The sequence below is a fragment of the Parahoeflea alexandrii genome (assembly GCF_024105735.1).
GTDB lineage: Bacteria > Pseudomonadota > Alphaproteobacteria > Rhizobiales > Rhizobiaceae > Hoeflea > Hoeflea alexandrii.
Genome location: NZ_JAAAML010000001.1, coordinates 129895 through 146714, shown reverse-complemented (window position 1 = coordinate 146714; position 16820 = coordinate 129895). Strand labels below are relative to the sequence as shown.

Genomic DNA, 16820 nt, shown 5'->3' with positions numbered 1-16820 from the left:
AGATGGATCCCGCATCGCTGACAGCACAGGAAGCTGCCCAGCAGATCAGGCAGGGGCTGATCAGTTCGGTCGATCTGGTCAAGGCTTGCCTTGCCCGGATCGAGCAGACCGACGGGGCGATCCATGCCTGGGCTCATCTTGATCCGGAGCAGGCTCTTGAGCAGGCATCGGAGATGGACCGGATCAAGCGTGCAGGCTTCGGCATTGGGGCGTTGCATGGCGTACCCGTGGGCCTCAAGGACATCGTCGATACCGCCAGCATGCCGACCGAGCGCGGCACACCTATCTTTGCCGGGAGGCGGCCCGACGCCGATGCCGCGATGGTTGAACGGTTGCGCGATGCCGGCGCTGTGATCATGGGAAAGACGGTGACCACCGAGCTGGCTTTCCTCAATCCCAGCCACACCCGCAATCCGCACGATGCCGATCGCACCCCCGGCGGCTCTTCAAGCGGATCCGCCGCGGCGGTAGCAGCCCACCACGTGCCGCTGGCGGTTGGCACCCAGACAAACGGCTCGGTCATCCGCCCCGCATCCTTCTGCGGTGTCTATGGCTTCAAGCCGACGAGGGGCATCATCTCGCGCCGCGGGATCCTGCAGACCTCGGTCTCGCTCGACCAGGTCGGTGTTTTTGGCCGCTCACTCGGTGATGTCGCGCTGCTTGCCGACGCCCTGGGCGGCTATGACCAGACCGATCCGGCAAGTTTTGCAAGGCCAAGACCAGCCATGGCCAGAGGCGCGGCGGAAACGGCGCCCGTGGAACCCGATTTTGCCTTTTTTGACATGCCGTTTCACGATCGCCTTGCCAGCGACGCCAGCGAAGGCCTGGAAGCAGTCATGGAAACTCTCGGCAAACAGGCAACGCGGCTCCAGCCGGCCGATACCATGGCTGGGCTGGTTGCGGTACAAGCCACCATCCATGAATACGAAATCTGCATGCATCTGGCCGACAGTTTTAACACCCACTGGAGCCAGGTAAGTCCGCTCCTGCAAGGCGTTGTCGAGCGCGGCCGACGGATCAGCAAGACCCAGTATGAAGACGCACTTGCCGTCAAGGCTTCAGCCGAAAAGTTCTTCGCGGATTTCTTCGTCGAATTCGATGCCATCATCGCACCGAGCGCTGCGGGCGAGGCTCCGATGTCCGAGCAGGGCACCGGGGATCCGGTCTTCTGCACGTTGTGGACGCTCGCGGGCCTGCCATCAGTCACCCTGCCGTTACTGGTTGGCGACAATGACTTGCCGATCGGCGTGCAACTGATCGGACCTGCCGAGAAGGATGACCGGCTGCTCAGGACTGCCGGCTGGTTGCAGAACAGACTGGCGGAGGAAACAGCATGAAGCCCGCCAAAGGAGAAAATCATGTCCTACACAGTTAAACTGCTTGCCGGCTTCATCGGGACAGCGCTGCTTGTCATCTTCGTGGTTGGCTTGTCGCACAGTATCTCCACGGGCTTCGCCGGCTTCTGGGGCGGATTTCCGTTCATGATGATCATCATTGTCGTGCTCGGGATGGCAATCTACGACTTCTGGGATGAATGCGTGCGCAGGAACAACGAATGACTGGCAAGCCGAAGCTCTGGGTCACGCGCAGGCTCTCCGACGCGACCCTTGAACGTGCGGCACGCGACTACGACGCCGTCATCAATTTCGACGATGGCCTGAGTTCGGACGACGATCTGGTGGCAATGAGCGCACAGGTCGACGCCATCATTCCCTGTCATTCAGAACGGTTCACAGCCGAAATTGCAAAGAAGCTCGATCCGCGCCTGAAGATCATCGCCAACCATTCGGTCGGCGTTGATCACTGCGATCTTCCCGCCCTGAAAGCCCGTGGCATCGTTGTTACCAACACGCCGGATGTGCTTTCCGACGCCACAGCCGAAATCGCCATGCTGCTCATGCTTGGCTCTGCCCGCCATGCTGCCGAGGGCGACCATCTGGTCCGGTCAGGCAACTGGGATTTCTGGAGCCCCTCCTTCATGGTCGGCAAGCAGGTCACGGGGGCGCGTCTGGGCATTGTCGGCATGGGGCGCGTCGGTCAGGCCTTCGCCCGCAAGGCGCGCGGCTTCGACATGGACATCCACTATTACAACCGCACCCGCCTGCCACCTCACCAGGAGCACGGCGCCACCTACCATGCATCGGTGGAAAGCCTGCTGGAGAAGGCCGACTTCCTGTCACTGCACTGCCCAGCGACACCCCAAACCACCGGCCTGATGAATGCAGAACGCCTGGCATTGCTGCCAGCCGGCGCTGTTCTCGTCAACACCGCACGGGGGGCGCTGGTCGATGAAAGCGCCCTGCTCGCGGCCATCGAGAGCGGTCACATCGCAGCGGCCGGTCTCGACTGCTTTGTCACCGAGCCCGGCGGCAACCCCTCCTTTTCGGCGCACAGGAACATCTTCATGCTGCCCCATATCGGCAGCGCCACAGTGCGAACACGCGACGCCATGGGCTTCAGGGCGCTCGACAATGTCGACGCGTTTTTCAGCGGCCGAACACCGAAAGACCTTCTTTAACAACGTCTTCAGCGTTCTGCGGACCCGTCGCCTCAACCATCACAGACCCATCTTGCGCCATGATCGTTTTCAGGTTCAAATCCTCCCATGAGCTATCCTGAACCCAGCTTCACCCTCGGGGTGGAAGAGGAATACCTGCTTGTCGATTGCGAGACGCTCGACCTTGTTGCGGCCCCTGAATCCCTCATGGCCGATTGCGCGGCGGAACTTGCAGGGCAGGTCAGCCCGGAGTTCCTCCAATGCCAGATCGAGGTGGGTACGCAAGTCTGCCAGACCGTGGCCGAGGCAGGCCGGGACCTCGCGCATCTGCGATCGGTAATCGCCAGGATTGCCGGCAATTACGGCATGGCTCCGCTTGCAGTCTCCTGTCACCCTTTCGCGGACTGGCACAAGCAGCATTTCACCGACAAGGAACGTTATCGTGAACTCGAGCGCGATCTTGGCGGCGTCGCGCGGCGGATGCTGATCTGCGGGATGCATGTTCATGTCGGTATTGACGACGATGAAACCCGCATCGATCTGATGGCCCAGTTTCCATATTTTCTGCCCCATCTTCTCGCCCTTTCAACCTCCTCTCCCTTCTGGAAGGGAGACGATACCGGGCTGAATTCCTACAGGCTGACAGTGTTCGACAATCTGCCCAGAACCGGCCTACCACCGCGCTTTTCGTCGTGGTCCGAATATCGCCGGTCCGTCCAGATAATCATCGATACCGGCTTGATAGAGGATTGCACCAAGATCTGGTGGGACCTGCGGCCCTCAGACCGCTTCCCGACACTGGAGTCGCGGATTTGCGATGTCTCACCGCGGCTTGATGATACGCTGGCCATTGTCGCCTTGACCCAGTCGATCATGCACATGCTCTGGCGCCTGCGGACGAGAAACCAGAGATGGCGGATCCATGACCGGTTTCTTGTCGGCGAGAACCGCTGGCGCGCGCAGCGTTACGGCGTTTCCAACGGCTTGATCGATTTCGGCAAGGGGACTGTTGAAGACTTTGCTGATCTGCTTGAGGAGCTGATAGAACTTGTGCGCGAAGATGCAATCGAACTGGGCTGCTGGGCTGAAGTACAGGCCGTCCGGAGGATTGTCGAAGACGGCACCAGTGCAGACCGGCAACGTTCTGTCTACGCCACCGCGGTGGCAGGAGGCGCGAGCACCAAGGAAGCGCACAGGGAGGTGGTCCGATCCCTGATCGCGGAGTTCAGCACGGGGCTCGAAGCACACCGCAACGCGGAACTCGTCACCGGTTGACCACGCTTGGCGCAGGCCTGAAAAAGATGAAGCTTGGTGGTCACATTTGGCTTTTGCCGTCGCGTCCGGCATGATCGGCCCAGACATCTGAGGCATCAGCGCGGATGCCAAGACCAACGGAAGGTTCAGTTATCCGAGTTCCGGTCATATCAGCCATTCTCCTCTCCGGCCTGACAGCCTTGACGGGATCTTCTCAACCGCAGGCCTTTGCCCAACCGATTTGCGGGCTTTCGCTTTTGCTTGCGCTGGATGTGTCATCCAGCGTGGACACCGAGGAGTTCGCCTTGCAAACCGGCGGCCTCGCAGGCGCTTTGCGCGATCCGCAGGTCCGGCAGGCAATCAGGGAAACGGGAGGCATACAGGCCACCGCACTGGAATGGAGCGGCCGTTACCAGCAGGTCACGATCACCCCATGGGTACTGCTGTCAACCGATGCGGATATTCTCGCTTTTGCAGGACGCATAGAAGCTCATGAACGGGTCTTTGAAAATTTCCCGACCGCGCTGGGCTATGCTCTGGGTCATGCCTCAACCCGGTTGCGCAACGCGCCACTGCAATGCGCCCGTGCCGTGATCGACGTCTCCGGCGACGGCGTCAACAACGAAGGATTTGGACCCGATCTCGCCTACCGGAACTTCGACTTCAGCAATGTCACCGTCAACGGGCTGGTCATCCAGGGGGCAGATCCGGATCCAGTGTCCTACTATCAATCCGAAGTCGCCTATGGGCCTGGTGCTTTTGTCATCGTTGCCGCCGAGTTCGAGGACTACGAAACGGCCATGAAACAGAAACTCTTGCGCGAGATCTACGGCGCCAGTCTTGCACGCAATAATTGAGTTAACTCGATGGTGCAGCGCACCTTTAGCGGGTATGATCTACTCTTCTGTGCGGAAATCCTGCCGCGGACGCTCTCGTGTAAACTGACGCTTCGGCAGGGCTCCAGCCGATCGAAAATCCGGCCTCAAGGCTTGATACCGCTGCAATTCGCGTGCTCGCCATATCAAACCCGAGCTGCTCGGAATGCCGTCAAAATCGCGCAAAAAGCCGGCAATTTCGGTGATTTTCGATTCATTGTGCGGTGCGGGTGGACAGCTGTGCCATGATCTGTAACCATTAAGAGCGTTCTTAACGGAACGCCAACGTAATCGACAGGAGGGTCATGGCGCAATGAAGCGCTTGGGTCTTCTGACAAGGGGAAGGGCGCAACAGCCCGCAGCAAGTTAGGGAGCGTGTTTTGGTCTCAACCAACACGGATGACTCGTTCGTCGTGTTCGACGGTGTACAGAAAAGCTATGACGGCGAAAATCTCGTCGTCAAGGATCTAAACCTTTCCATCGCCAAGGGCGAATTCCTGACCATGCTCGGGCCTTCGGGCTCCGGCAAGACGACCTGCCTTATGATGCTTGCGGGTTTTGAAACCGCCACCAACGGTGCGATCAGGCTGGGCGGCAAGGAGATCAACAACATCCCTCCGCACAAGCGCGGCATCGGCATGGTCTTTCAGAATTATGCCCTGTTCCCGCACATGACGGTGGCCGAGAACCTCTCTTTCCCGCTTGAAGTTCGCAAGATCGGCAAGAGCGAACGCGAGGCAAAGGTCAAGCGGGCGCTCGACATGGTGCAGATGGGCGATTTCGGCGGCAGAAGGCCGGCACAATTGTCCGGCGGACAGCAGCAGCGCATTGCCTTGGCCCGTGCACTGGTGTTCGAAGCCGAACTGGTTCTGATGGATGAACCTCTCGGCGCGCTCGACAAGCAACTGCGCGAGCACATGCAGTTCGAGATCAAGCACATCTCCGACAATCTCGGCATCACGGTCGTCTACGTCACACACGACCAGACCGAGGCTCTGACCATGTCGGACCGCGTCGCTGTCTTCGAGGATGGCAGGATTCAGCAGCTCGCCCCGCCGGATGAGCTGTACGAGCAACCAAAGAACAGCTTCGTTGCCCAGTTCATCGGCGAAAACAATACGCTGATGGGCAAAGTCGAAAAGATCGACAAGGACCTCGCGGTTGTGAGGCTCGACAATGGCGATCTGATCGACACAGTCCCTGTCAATGTCAGCGGGGTCGGCGACAGGACTCTGGTTTCAATTCGCCCCGAACGGGTCGAATTCAACCGTGAACGTCTGTTACCGGACGCTCACACTCTCAAGGCTGAGGTGCTGGAATTCATCTATATGGGTGACATCTACCGCACCCGGCTGCGGGTGGCGGGCAAGGACGATTTCATCGTCAAGACCCGTAATGCACCCGACCAACGCCGGCTCAAGCCCGGTGAAATGATCGAGATTGGCTGGCGTCCTCAGGACTGCCGGGCGCTCGACGCCTAAGCCTTAGACCACACCCCCAAGCGACGGCCCGATCCATGGGGGGAACCATAAACGGGTATCCTAACAAGGAGAACAAACATGAAATCCAAACTCGCAACACTGATGTGCGGAGCCGCACTTGCGATGACCGGCGCCCATGCCCATGCCGCCGACATGGCGGACTCAATGACCATTGTCAGCTGGGGCGGCGCTTACCAGAAAAGCCAGATCAATGCCTATGCCGAGCCCTACAAGGCTATGCATCCTGATGTCGAAGTGATCTGGGACGAAAGCTCCAACGAAGCTGTGGCCAAGCTCCGCGCCATGAACGAGGCAGGCAACATCACCTGGGATCTGGTCGATGTGGTTGCTGCGGACGCCATCCGCCTTTGCGACGAAGGCCTGGCAATGGAATATGATCCCGATGAGCTGCTGGCCGCGGGCGATGATGGTTCATCGGCATCCGACGATTTCGGCGACCTGATCGTCAGCGACTGCTTCATCCCGCAGATCGTCTACTCCACGACATTCGGCTACCGCACCGACATGGTTGGCGACACCCCGCCGACCGACATCTGCGACGTGTTTGACCTCGAAGCATACCCGGGCAAGCGCGCGCTCGAAAAGCGTCCGATCAACAACATGGAATGGGCCCTTCTTTGCGACGGTGTCGCCAAGGCGGACGTCTATGACGTGCTTGAAACGGAAGAAGGCCAGGCACAGGCGCTGGCCAAGCTCGACACCATCAAGGACCAGGTCGTCTGGTGGTCTGCCGGCGCGGATACGCCACAGCTTCTCGCTGACGGCGAAGTCGTCATGGGTTCGACCTACAATGGCCGTCTTTTCAGCCTGATCGAAGAGCAGGATCAGCCTGTCGCCATGCTCTGGGACGCCCAGGTGTTCGACCTTGACGGTTGGATCATCCCGGCCGGTCTTCCCGAAGATCGCCTCGCTCGTGTCAAGGACTTCGTCAAGTTCGCTACCGACACACAGCGTCTGGCCGACCAGGCCAAGTACATCTCCTACGGTCCGGCGCGCAAGTCGTCTGCACCGTTGGTAGGTCAGCATGCCGACCTCGGCATCGATATGGCTCCGCACATGCCGACGGATCCGGAAAACTCGAAGAACACCTTCCTGTACAACTACACATGGTGGGCTGATTACCGCGACGACCTAGACGCCAAGTTCCAGGCCTGGCTCGCACAGTAATCGACGAGAAAGATCGGAAGGGGCCGCCAGCCGGCCCCTTCCACACCAAGTTTGCAGCATGATTTGACGCGATAGCAGGACGGAGCCGGCCCATGACCGATGCCACGAACAGCCCTTCAACTGGCCCCATGCTTTCTGCTGACGGCACTCCGTTGAAGAAAAGCCTGCAGATCGCGCTTCGCCGCCAGAAACTGCGGGCCCTGGCGCTGGTCGCCCCTCTGCTCCTGTTCGTTCTGATAAGCTTCATCGCACCGATCGCGGACATGTTGTTCCGCTCGGTCGAAAACGAGATCGTCTCCGAGACCATTCCACGTACCGTGATCGCACTGGAGCAGTGGGATTACGAAGACGGCAATGCCGCTGCACCGAGCGACGACGTCTACGCCGCGCTCTACGTCGACTTGTCGGAGGCGGAAGAATTCAAGACCCATACACGCCTTGGATCCCGGCTCAATTACGAAACCACCGGCATGTCGTCCCTGTTGCGCAAGACCGGTCGCGGCATCGGCCGGATGGACACCGACGAGTACACCAAGCAGTTCGAGGCTCTCGACCCGAAATGGGAAGATCCGGCGGTTTGGGTGGCAATGATGCAGTCGCCCGGGGTGGCCGAAATTCTGCCCGAAACCGCCTCCGCCTGGCAGTCCTGGCAGCGGATCGTGGCCAACAAGAACGACGTGCTGGCGGAAGAACAGCCGGAAGATTTCATCTACACGATGCTCTATCGTGATCTGATCGCGCAGCCCGCATCCGCCGTCGCCGCTTATTCGGGCTCCGGGGCAGAGATGCTGCAGACAGCCGACAGCGCGGTAGACGGATTCGAGGCCATCTCGCTGCGCGAACAGTTTCTCGACATCGACGAGGACTGGGCCGATGCGCAGATTTGGGGTACCATCAAGGCCTTCTCTTCGCCCTACACCGCAGGCTATTTCCTTTCCTCTGTCGATCTCCAACTGACGCCGGCGGGCGTCGAGGCTCAACCCGAAAACCAGCAGATCTACATGTTGCTGTTCGGCCGCACGATGTTCATGAGCATGGTCATCATGGGCTCGTGTATCCTGCTCGGCTATCCGATCGCCTATCTGCTCTCCAACCTGCCGCTCAGGACCTCCAACCTGCTGCTGATCCTGGTGCTGCTGCCCTTCTGGACATCATTGCTGGTGCGGACTTCCGCCTGGAAGGTGCTGCTGCAGCAACAGGGTGTCATCAACGATATCCTGGTCTGGCTCGGACTCGTCGGCGACGGGGACCGGCTGGTGATGATCAACAACCAGTTCGGCACCATCGTCGCCATGACGCATATCCTGCTGCCCTTCATGATCCTGCCGCTCTATTCGGTGATGAAAACCATCCCGCCGAGTTATGTGCGAGCGGCAAAATCGCTGGGCGCCACCAACTGGACCGCGTTCTGGCGGGTGTATTTCCCGCAATCAGTGCCCGGCATCGGCGCCGGATCGATCCTCGTCTTCATCCTGTCCATCGGCTATTACATCACCCCCGAACTGGTGGGTGGCACGACGGGCACCTTCATTTCCAACCGGATCGCCTACCATATCTCGTCCTCGCTCAATTGGGGCCTCGCGGCTGCGCTGGGGACGATCCTGCTGGCGGTCGTGCTGCTGCTCTACTGGGTCTATGACCGGATTGTGGGCATCGACAATGTGAGCCTGGGATAAGAACAATGAGCAAATACACCAAGCCTGCAGTCGATCTTGTCCGCTTTGTCCTGCCACTTATGGCACTCGCCGGCGCCGCGATGGGTTTCCTTGTCGGTACAGCCAACGGAGTGTCGTTGCTGGGCGCCATCCTCGGCGTGATCTGCGGCGTCGTTCTTGCATGGGTGCTCGCAAGCTTTGTTCCTTCGACGCGCACCGGCATCCTCGCAGCCACCGCGCTGTTTGCGATTGCAGGCCTGATGATCGCCGGCCCAGCCGGTATCGTCGGCGGCGTGATCGTCGGCTTCGTGCTGTCGTGGCTGTCCTATTGGCTGTTCACCGGCAGCTACCGCGCCGGCACGCCGATTTATGCCACGCCAGGCCAGGTGCTTTGGCACAACACCTTCAAGTTCATCTGCGGCGCGATCTTCTTTTTTCTCATCGCGCCAATTCTCACGATCATCCCGCTGAGTTTCAACGCCGAGAACTTCTTCACCTTCACCCCGGCAATGCTGTCGTTTGACCCCGAGGGTTACTCGCTCAAGCATTACCGCGACTTCTTCACCAACCCGGACTGGCAGCAGGCTCTGAAAAACTCGGTGCAGATTGCTCCGGCGGCGACACTTATCTCGGTTTCGCTGGGCACACTGGCTGCAATCGGCCTGTCGCAGCCGCATGTGCCGTTCCGGCGGGCGATCATGGCGATCCTGATTTCACCGATGATCGTGCCGCTGATCATTTCCGCGGCCGGCATGTATTTCTTCTACTCGCGCATCGGCCTGCAGGGCACCTATGTCGGGGTTGTCCTCGCCCATGCGGCACTTGGCATTCCTTTTGTCATCATCACCGTGACCGCTACACTGGTGGGTTTCGACAAGTCCCTCACCCGGGCTGCCGCCAACATGGGCGCCGATCCGGTCACCACGTTTTTCCGGGTACAGATGCCCTTGATCCTGCCGGGCGTGATCTCGGGAGGCCTGTTTGCCTTCATCACCTCGTTTGACGAAGTGGTTGTCGTTCTCTTCGTGGGTTCGGCCGGACAGAAGACGCTTCCCTGGCAGATGTTCACCGGCCTTCGGGAGCAGATCAGCCCGACCATCCTCGCGGTGGCCACCATCCTTGTGGTGATTTCGATCATGTTGCTGACTGTCGTGGAATTGCTGCGCCGCCGGTCCGAACGCCTGCGTGGCCTGTCACCGGGCTGACAAAAGCCCGGGCTCCGGTGTCGCTCTGGTACCAGACCATGTCAAATTCTGTAGCTGCATGACAGGACAGATGGCCTATAATACAAAAGCCGGTTTCACTTCCCGGCCAGGCCAACGTCCGCGGCAATAGGGTCGCGGGCCATCAGGCCCAATTGAAGCGATCCCCGACATGACAAAGCCAAACAGCACTGACGATATGCTGCACGTCTTCCAATGGAAGAACGGAGACAAGGAATGGTCGCCATTCTCTGCTGCCGAAATGGACCGGCGTCAGAACGCGATGCGCGCCCATCTCGCGACCAAGAACATCGATGCCGCGGTTTTCACCTCCTACCAGGGCATCTGCTACTACTCGGGTTTTCTCTACTGCTATTTCGGCCGCAAGTTCGGCTTCGTCTTGACCCAGGACAATGCCACCACCGTCTCGGCGGGAATTGACGGCGGCCAGCCCTGGCGGCGCAGCCATGGCGACAACATCATCTATTCCGACTGGCGCCGGGACAACTTCTTCACGGCGCTGAAATCTCTGATCCCCTCCGGCGCGCGCCGTGTCGGCATCGAGTTCGACCACGTCTCGCTCGATTTCCGCAAGCTGCTCGGCGATGCGTTTCCGGGTGTGGAATTCGTCGATGTGGCCGAAGCCTCGATGTGGATGCGCACGATGAAATCGGCCGAGGAACACGCGCTCATCCGCGAAGGCACGCGTGTGTGCAACGTCGGCGCCCGCGCGGTGATGGAGGCGGTGGCTGAAGGTGTGCCGGAATACGAAGTGGCGCTCGCCTCCACTCAGGCCATGGTCCGCGAGATCGGAACGAGCTTTCCCTTTGTCGAACTGATGGACACCTGGACCTGGTTCCAGTCAGGCATCATGACAGACGGCGCACACAACCCCGTCACCAACAAGAAGATCGCCCGCGGCGACATCCTGTCGCTCAACTGCTTTCCGATGATCTTCGGCTACTACACCGCCATTGAACGAACCCTGTTCTGCGAAGAGGCATCCGATGCCCATCTCGATCTGTGGCAAAAGAACTGCGCGGTTATGAAAGCGGGCTCGGACATGATGGCACCGGGCAAGAAGTGCTCGGACATCGCCCTGGCACTCAATGACATGTACCGCGGCTGGGATTTATTGAAATACAGGTCCTTCGGCTATGGCCACTCTTTTGGAGTGCTTTCGCACTACTACGGCCGTGAAGCTGGCGTGGAACTGCGCGAGGATGTCGACACGGTGCTTGAGCCCGGCATGGTTGTCTCAATGGAGCCGATGATCATGATCCCGGAAGGCATGCCGGGTGCCGGCGGCTATCGCGAGCATGACATTTTCATCATCACCGAAACCGGTGCGGAAAACATCACCAATTTCCCCTATGGCCCGGACGAGATGATCATCCGTCGCTAACCGGTCCGCTCGGGCGGGTGGAGCCACCAGCAGATGGCTTCATTCGCCCGGCGCCTCGCTTTCTGGTACCGCGGCGCGATCCCCGATGATCAGCCGCGTTCCCCCGCCTTCCAGCGTGGCTGCGATCTCGTCGGACACCGGCTCGTCAGTCACCAGATTGCCGATAGCCTCAAATCCCGCCACCTGCACCAAGCCACGGCGGCCGAACTTGGTGTGATCGGTCACCACGTAGCTGTGAGCGCCGCGCGACAGCATCATCCGCGCAAACTCGGCCTCCTCGAGATCGAAGTCCATCACTCCCAATCCTGCGTCGATCGCACCGGCGGAGATGATCGCGTGGGTGACCGAAAACTTGGCGATGAACTCGATCGCCGAGACCCCGAACGCCGCACCGGAATCGCTCCTGAGCTCGCCTCCGGCCATGTAGACCTTGTTGCCGTTTACCGTTGCCAGCGTCCGCGCGATGTCGGAGGAGTTTGTCACGACGGTCAGACGCCTGTGGCCAAGCAGCTCCCGCGCAACGAAACTTGTCGTGGTCCCTGTATCGAGCATAACTGAATCGCCGTCATGGATCATCTGCGCCATGGCCCGCGCAATGAGTCGCTTGGCGTCGGCATTCTCACGCATCCGGCGCTGAAACGGCGCTTCGCCGACCTGCCCCGCCAGTCCGACCGCACCGTGGATCTTGAGCACCGATCCGTTGTCGGTCAGTGGACGCACGTCACGGCGTACGGTCTCGAGTGAAACACCCAGCCTGCTTGCGAGCCCGGAAATCGTGACCGTGCCCTCATCAGCCAGTATCCGCATGATCTCTGTGTGACGTTTGGACAGCATATGAAGGCCTTCCTGATCTGCTCTGTTTTTAGGCGAGACCCGCCTCCTTATCAATCAAAACCAAACAATCCGGTCATCAAAGCAAAAAATAACCACAGAATTGATTGACAAGGTAGGGGGTGTGGTGTGGGATCAAGAGGTTAACAAGTCGCGCACGGGTGCGCTGCCGTCTGACCTTTTCGGCTCTGCGGGGAATGTACCTGAATGCGGGATAAAACAGGGTGAACAGGAGGCTCGACATGCATTCAGCCAATCTCTTTTCCGTCCGCACATTCAGGCAAATCACCGCAGCGCTCGTAATCTCGGGCGCTTCGTGCTTTGGCATGTCCGCGTCGGCAATGGCACAGGAATCCACAGACCCGATCAAGCTGACGCTCCATGACTGGACCGGCCAGCTGATCACCACCGAAATCATGGGCGAAGTGCTCAAGAAGGCCGGCTATTCCATCGAATACGTCCAGGCCGATTATCTCGCCCAGTTTGCCGGGCTGGAATCCGGCGACCTCCATGTCGCCATGGAAATGTGGGAAACCACCGGCCGCGAAGCCATGGACGCCGCCACGGCGACCGGCAAGGTCGAGAACTTCGGCCCGACCGGGATGAAGGCAAAGGAAGAGTGGTGGTACCCGTCCTACATGCTCGAGAAATGTCCCGGTCTTCCGAACTGGGAAGCGCTCAAGGACGAAGCCTGCGCCGAGGCCTTCTCGACCGCGGAAACTGCACCCAAGGGCCGTTATCTTGGCGGGCCGGTGACCTGGGGCGGCTTTGACGACGAACGTGTCGAGGCTCTCGACCTGCCCTTCGAAGTCATTCACGCCGGCACCGATGCGGCCCTGTTTGCGGAACTCGAAAGCGCCTATCAGCGCAAGGCGCCGATCATGTTGTGGATCTACGCTCCGCACTGGGCGCCCGCAAAATATGATGGCGCATGGATCGAGTTCCCGGAATACTCCTCCGAGTGCTACAATGATGCTTCAGCGGGCATCAACCCGGATGCCGCCTATGACTGCGGCAAACCGTTCGGCGAAATCTGGAAGGTTGGCTGGGCCGGCGTGAAGGACAAGTGGCCGGGCGCCTATGACGCGATCAAGGCTTTCACCATCGACAATGACGAAATGGGCAAGATGATTACCGAGGTCGATCTCGACGGAAAGACCGTCTCTGCCGTCGTTGGTGAATGGATGACCGCCAATGAAGCCCGCTGGTCGGAGTGGATCAAGAAGTGATCTTTCTCTGAGCGGGCTGTTTCCGAACCCGCATCGCATTGGCAGCCGGGTCTTTGGGACCGGCTGCCGGTCACCCCGCAACGGATCCTCCCGGTTCTGTCCCAGGCCGGATCCGGCACCAAGACAACAGTATTCCCCACCGGGTAATCCATGACCACTCCCGAAGCCAAGCTTGTCTGCCGCAATGTCTGGAAACTGTTCGGCGCCGACGCTAGCGGCTTTCTCGCAGCCCATGACGGCCAACCCGAAACGGATGCAATCACCAGAGCCGGCCTTGTCGGGGCGGTACGCCGGGTTGATCTCGACGTCCGCGAGGGTGAGATCTTCGTCATCATGGGGCTTTCGGGATCCGGCAAATCCACGCTCGTCAGGCTGATGTCCAGGCTGATCGAGCCCACCGGCGGCGATGTGCTGTTCAAGGGCGAGAACCTCTTGAAGGTCTCGCAGGCCCGGATGATCGAAATCCGTCGCCACCAGATGGGCATGGTGTTCCAGCACTTCGCGCTTCTGCCGCATCTGACCGTGCTCGACAATGTGGCCTTTCCGCTCGATATCCAGGGAATGAGCCGCGCCGCACGCGAGGCCCGTGCCCGCGAGATGATCGAGCTCGTCGGCCTCGCCGGAAAGGAAAGCGCCTTTCCGCGGCAGCTCTCCGGCGGCCAGCAACAGCGCGTCGGCATCGCCCGCTCGCTCGCCGTCGAACCCGAGATCTGGTTTCTCGACGAGCCCTTCTCGGCGCTCGATCCGCTGATCCGCCGCGAGATGCAGGACGAGTTCATGCGCCTGCAGACCGTGCTGCACAAGACCATCGTCTTCATCACTCATGATTTCGACGAAGCCATTCGGCTGGCCGACAGGATCGCCATCATGAAGGACGGCGAAATCGTCCAGGCTGGTACACCCGAGGATATCGTTCTCACTCCCGCCACATCCTATGTCGCCGAATTCACCCGGAGCGTGGCCCGCGCCAAGGTCATCCGCGCCCGCAGCCTGATGGTCGCGGCAAAGCCCGGCGACGCGGAAGGCCCGACAGTGTCCGACCGGTCCAACATCGCAGATGCTGCCCCGCTGTTTCTCGATGGCGTCAGCTATCTCGGCGTGACCGATGACACCGGCAAACTCGTGGGCCGGCTCGACCGCGACGCGGTTGTCTCGCTGATGTTGCAGGGCTGAACATGACCAGCTCGAACCCATCCATGACGGGAACGGATGCGAGGCAGGGTCAGCCGATGGCCAGTCGGCTGCCGCTTGCATGGCTCACAGTCCTGGGCGCCTTCGTCATCTTCTGGCTGTTCGCCGGGTCCTATCTGCCGGCCGCGTTCGAATATCCGAAGGAACATGTCATCAAGCTTGCCAAGTGGATCAGCGCGGCGATGAAATGGCTGATCGACGAGGCGAGTTTCGGTCTGTTCAGTTTCACCGATCTGACCCGCTTCATTTCCGCTGTTCTGGATGTGCCCTACACTGTGGCGGCCAGCCTGCTCTCCACCGGCTTCCTCGAAGGCAGCGGCTCTTCGGCCATCCAGATCGTACCGCCCTTGTCCTGGATTGCCGTCATTGGCCTTGTCATGCTGCTCGGACACTGGCTCGGCGGCAGGCCGCTGGCCCTGCTGTCCGGTGCCTGCTTCCTGTTCCTCGCCGTGTTCGGCCAGTGGACCAGCGCGATGATCACCCTCGCCTCGATCCTCGTCGCGGCCCCGCTTGGCGTCCTTTTCGGGCTGCTGTTCGGTATCGCCGCCTGGCGTTGGCGCTGGCTTGAGCGGATGATCATGCCGCTCCTGGACCTGATGCAGACAATCCCGGTGTTTGCCTATCTGGTGCCGGTGCTGTTCCTGTTCGGGTTTGGCCCGACGGCGGCCGTCATTGCCACTCTGATCTTCGCGACCCCGCCGATGATCCGCATTGCCATTCTGTCCTTGCGCGCGGTCCCGGGCGAAATCATAGATCTGGGCCACATGGTCGGCTGCACCGAACGCCAGATGACCTGGCGGGTCATGGTGCCCGCAGCACGCGAAAGCCTGATGGTCGGCATGAACCAGGTCATCATGTTGTCGCTCAACATGGTCATCATCGCATCGATGATCGGTGCCGGCGGTCTGGGTTTTGACGTTCTCGCCGCCTTGCGCCGGCTCGATTTTGGCGCCGGTCTCGAGGCCGGCTTCGCCATCGTCGCCCTTGCCATCGCCATGGATCGCCTCAGCCAGGCAGCCGCCGAAAAGCTCTCTGCCCCGTCGCCGGAAAACAATGCCTCGGGATTTGCAGCCCGGCACCCCTATCTGATGGCCGGTGTGGCGCTGGTGCTCTTCACATCGGCGCTGGGCTACATGATCCCTGCCATACGCACCTATCCCGAGGCCTTGCAGCTGTCGACCGGCACCTTCTGGTCGGAAGTCGTCACCTGGATCAACATCAACTTCTTTGACACTCTGGAAGCCATCAAGAACGCGATGCTGCTCAACGTGCTGATTCCGTTCAAACGTTTCCTGGGCGGTCTGCCCTGGCTCGGCGTAACTGCGCTGCTGGGCTTTGCAGGTTTCCGGCTCGGTGGCTGGCGCCTGGCACTGCTCACCACCTGCCTTCCCCTGTTCATCGCCGTGACCGGGCAATGGGAAAAGGCCATGATCACTGTCTACCTTTGCGGCATTTCCGCTGTGCTCGCAGCACTGATCGGGTTGCCCATCGGCATCTATTCGGCCACCCGTGACCGGGTCTGGAGCTGGGTACAGGTTGCCATCGACACGCTGCAGACCTTGCCGAGCTTCGTCTATCTGATGCCGGCGGTGATGCTGTTCCGCGTCGGCGATTTCACCGCAATGATCGCGGTCGTGGCTTTCGCCATTGCGCCGGCCATCCGCTACACCGCGCTCGGCATCCGCAAGGTCGATCCCAAACTGATCGAGGCCGGCCGCGCCATGGGCTGCACCGAATGGCAGATCCTCACCCGCATCCGGCTCAAGCTGGCGCTGCCCGAAATCCTGCTCGGCCTCAACCAGACCATCATGTTTGCCCTGTCGATGCTGGTCATCACCGCCCTGGTCGGAACCCGCGATCTTGGCCAGGAAGTCTATATCGCTCTGACCAAGGCCGACACCGGCCGCGGCCTCGTCGCAGGCCTTTCGATTGCCGCCATTGCCATTATCGCAGACCGCCTGATCTCGGCCGGCGCCATCCATGCCAGACGCCGCCTGGGCCTGGAGTAACCC

General features: G+C 60.3%; 14 protein-coding genes. 13 read left to right on the top strand and 1 reads right to left on the bottom strand.

What is annotated here, in order from left to right; genetic code table 11:
- Positions 1–2: 2 nt before the first annotated feature.
- The 10 genes from GTW23_RS00645 (at position 3) to GTW23_RS00600 (ending at position 11557) form a co-directional block, all read left to right on the top strand.
- Positions 3–1337 (top strand): amidase, encoded by a 1335-nt coding sequence (locus GTW23_RS00645; RefSeq protein ID WP_252915541.1) that lies wholly within the window; start codon positions 3–5, stop codon positions 1335–1337.
- 21 nt (positions 1338–1358) lie between these two features.
- Positions 1359–1559 carry a hypothetical protein gene (locus GTW23_RS00640; protein ID WP_252914233.1) on the top strand — a complete coding sequence of 67 codons (201 nt, stop codon included), beginning with the start codon at positions 1359–1361 and terminating at the stop codon, positions 1557–1559.
- Positions 1556–2518: a 2-hydroxyacid dehydrogenase gene (locus GTW23_RS00635; protein WP_252914232.1), complete on the top strand. Its 963-nt coding sequence runs from the start codon at positions 1556–1558 to the stop codon at positions 2516–2518. Before GTW23_RS00640 ends, GTW23_RS00635 begins: the two co-directional genes overlap by 4 nt.
- Positions 2519–2605: 87 nt before the next feature.
- Positions 2606–3772: a carboxylate-amine ligase gene (locus GTW23_RS00630; protein WP_152010433.1), complete on the top strand. Its 1167-nt coding sequence runs from the start codon at positions 2606–2608 to the stop codon at positions 3770–3772.
- Between the two features lie 104 nt (positions 3773–3876).
- Positions 3877–4608 carry a DUF1194 domain-containing protein gene (locus GTW23_RS00625; protein ID WP_425602789.1) on the top strand — a complete coding sequence of 244 codons (732 nt, stop codon included), beginning with the start codon at positions 3877–3879 and terminating at the stop codon, positions 4606–4608.
- A gap of 398 nt (positions 4609–5006) precedes the next feature.
- Complete coding sequence (locus GTW23_RS00620) at positions 5007–6107, top strand: ABC transporter ATP-binding protein (RefSeq protein ID WP_252914230.1); 1101 nt, start codon at positions 5007–5009, stop codon at positions 6105–6107.
- 78 nt (positions 6108–6185) lie between these two features.
- Positions 6186–7295 carry an extracellular solute-binding protein gene (locus GTW23_RS00615; RefSeq protein WP_152010436.1) on the top strand — a complete coding sequence of 370 codons (1110 nt, stop codon included), beginning with the start codon at positions 6186–6188 and terminating at the stop codon, positions 7293–7295.
- Positions 7296–7387: 92 nt separating this feature from the next.
- Positions 7388–8971 carry an ABC transporter permease gene (locus tag GTW23_RS00610; RefSeq protein WP_252914229.1) on the top strand — a complete coding sequence of 528 codons (1584 nt, stop codon included), beginning with the start codon at positions 7388–7390 and terminating at the stop codon, positions 8969–8971.
- Between the two features lie 344 nt (positions 8972–9315).
- Positions 9316–10155, top strand: a complete 840-nt coding sequence (locus GTW23_RS00605; protein ID WP_244615455.1) for an ABC transporter permease — start codon at positions 9316–9318, stop codon at positions 10153–10155.
- A 169-nt stretch (positions 10156–10324) separates the two neighbouring features.
- On the top strand, positions 10325–11557 hold the full coding sequence (locus GTW23_RS00600; protein ID WP_252914228.1) for a M24 family metallopeptidase: 1233 nt from the start codon (positions 10325–10327) through the stop codon (positions 11555–11557).
- Between the two features lie 39 nt (positions 11558–11596).
- Here GTW23_RS00600 and GTW23_RS00595 read toward each other — a convergent pair whose 3' ends face one another.
- Positions 11597–12391, bottom strand: coding sequence for a DeoR/GlpR family DNA-binding transcription regulator (locus GTW23_RS00595; RefSeq protein ID WP_252914227.1), 795 nt, complete (start codon positions 12389–12391; stop codon positions 11597–11599).
- A 239-nt stretch (positions 12392–12630) separates the two neighbouring features.
- On the opposite strand from GTW23_RS00595, the gene GTW23_RS00590 reads away from it, so the two are divergent.
- The 3 genes from GTW23_RS00590 (at position 12631) to GTW23_RS00580 (ending at position 16817) form a co-directional block, all read left to right on the top strand.
- A complete protein-coding gene (locus GTW23_RS00590) occupies positions 12631–13617 on the top strand; it encodes an ABC transporter substrate-binding protein (protein ID WP_382265730.1) in 987 nt (328 codons plus the stop codon).
- Between the two features lie 150 nt (positions 13618–13767).
- Entirely contained in the window at positions 13768–14790 is a 1023-nt protein-coding gene (locus GTW23_RS00585; protein ID WP_252914226.1) for a quaternary amine ABC transporter ATP-binding protein, read from the top strand.
- A gap of 23 nt (positions 14791–14813) precedes the next feature.
- The gene (locus GTW23_RS00580; protein WP_382265733.1) at positions 14814–16817 is read left to right on the top strand and encodes an ABC transporter permease; all 2004 of its coding nucleotides are present in this window, start codon (positions 14814–14816) and stop codon (positions 16815–16817) included.
- The last annotated feature ends 3 nt before the right edge of the window (positions 16818–16820 follow it).

What these genes read in the sequence shown, in the direction of transcription:
- GTW23_RS00630 (WP_152010433.1), top strand. Translation starts at nt 2,606, where the DNA reads ATGAGCTATCCTGAACCCAGCTTCACCCTCGGGGTGGAAGAGGAATAC.
- GTW23_RS00580 (WP_382265733.1), top strand. Translation starts at nt 14,814, where the DNA reads ATGACGGGAACGGATGCGAGGCAGGGTCAGCCGATGGCCAGTCGGCTG.
- GTW23_RS00600 (WP_252914228.1), top strand. Translation starts at nt 10,325, where the DNA reads ATGACAAAGCCAAACAGCACTGACGATATGCTGCACGTCTTCCAATGG.
- GTW23_RS00590 (WP_382265730.1), top strand. Translation starts at nt 12,631, where the DNA reads ATGCATTCAGCCAATCTCTTTTCCGTCCGCACATTCAGGCAAATCACC.
- GTW23_RS00645 (WP_252915541.1), top strand. Translation starts at nt 3, where the DNA reads ATGGATCCCGCATCGCTGACAGCACAGGAAGCTGCCCAGCAGATCAGG.
- GTW23_RS00615 (WP_152010436.1), top strand. Translation starts at nt 6,186, where the DNA reads ATGAAATCCAAACTCGCAACACTGATGTGCGGAGCCGCACTTGCGATG.
- GTW23_RS00640 (WP_252914233.1), top strand. Translation starts at nt 1,359, where the DNA reads ATGTCCTACACAGTTAAACTGCTTGCCGGCTTCATCGGGACAGCGCTG.
- GTW23_RS00595 (WP_252914227.1), bottom strand. Translation starts at nt 12,391, where the DNA reads ATGCTGTCCAAACGTCACACAGAGATCATGCGGATACTGGCTGATGAG.
- GTW23_RS00610 (WP_252914229.1), top strand. Translation starts at nt 7,388, where the DNA reads ATGACCGATGCCACGAACAGCCCTTCAACTGGCCCCATGCTTTCTGCT.
- GTW23_RS00635 (WP_252914232.1), top strand. Translation starts at nt 1,556, where the DNA reads ATGACTGGCAAGCCGAAGCTCTGGGTCACGCGCAGGCTCTCCGACGCG.
- GTW23_RS00585 (WP_252914226.1), top strand. Translation starts at nt 13,768, where the DNA reads ATGACCACTCCCGAAGCCAAGCTTGTCTGCCGCAATGTCTGGAAACTG.
- GTW23_RS00625 (WP_425602789.1), top strand. Translation starts at nt 3,877, where the DNA reads ATGCCAAGACCAACGGAAGGTTCAGTTATCCGAGTTCCGGTCATATCA.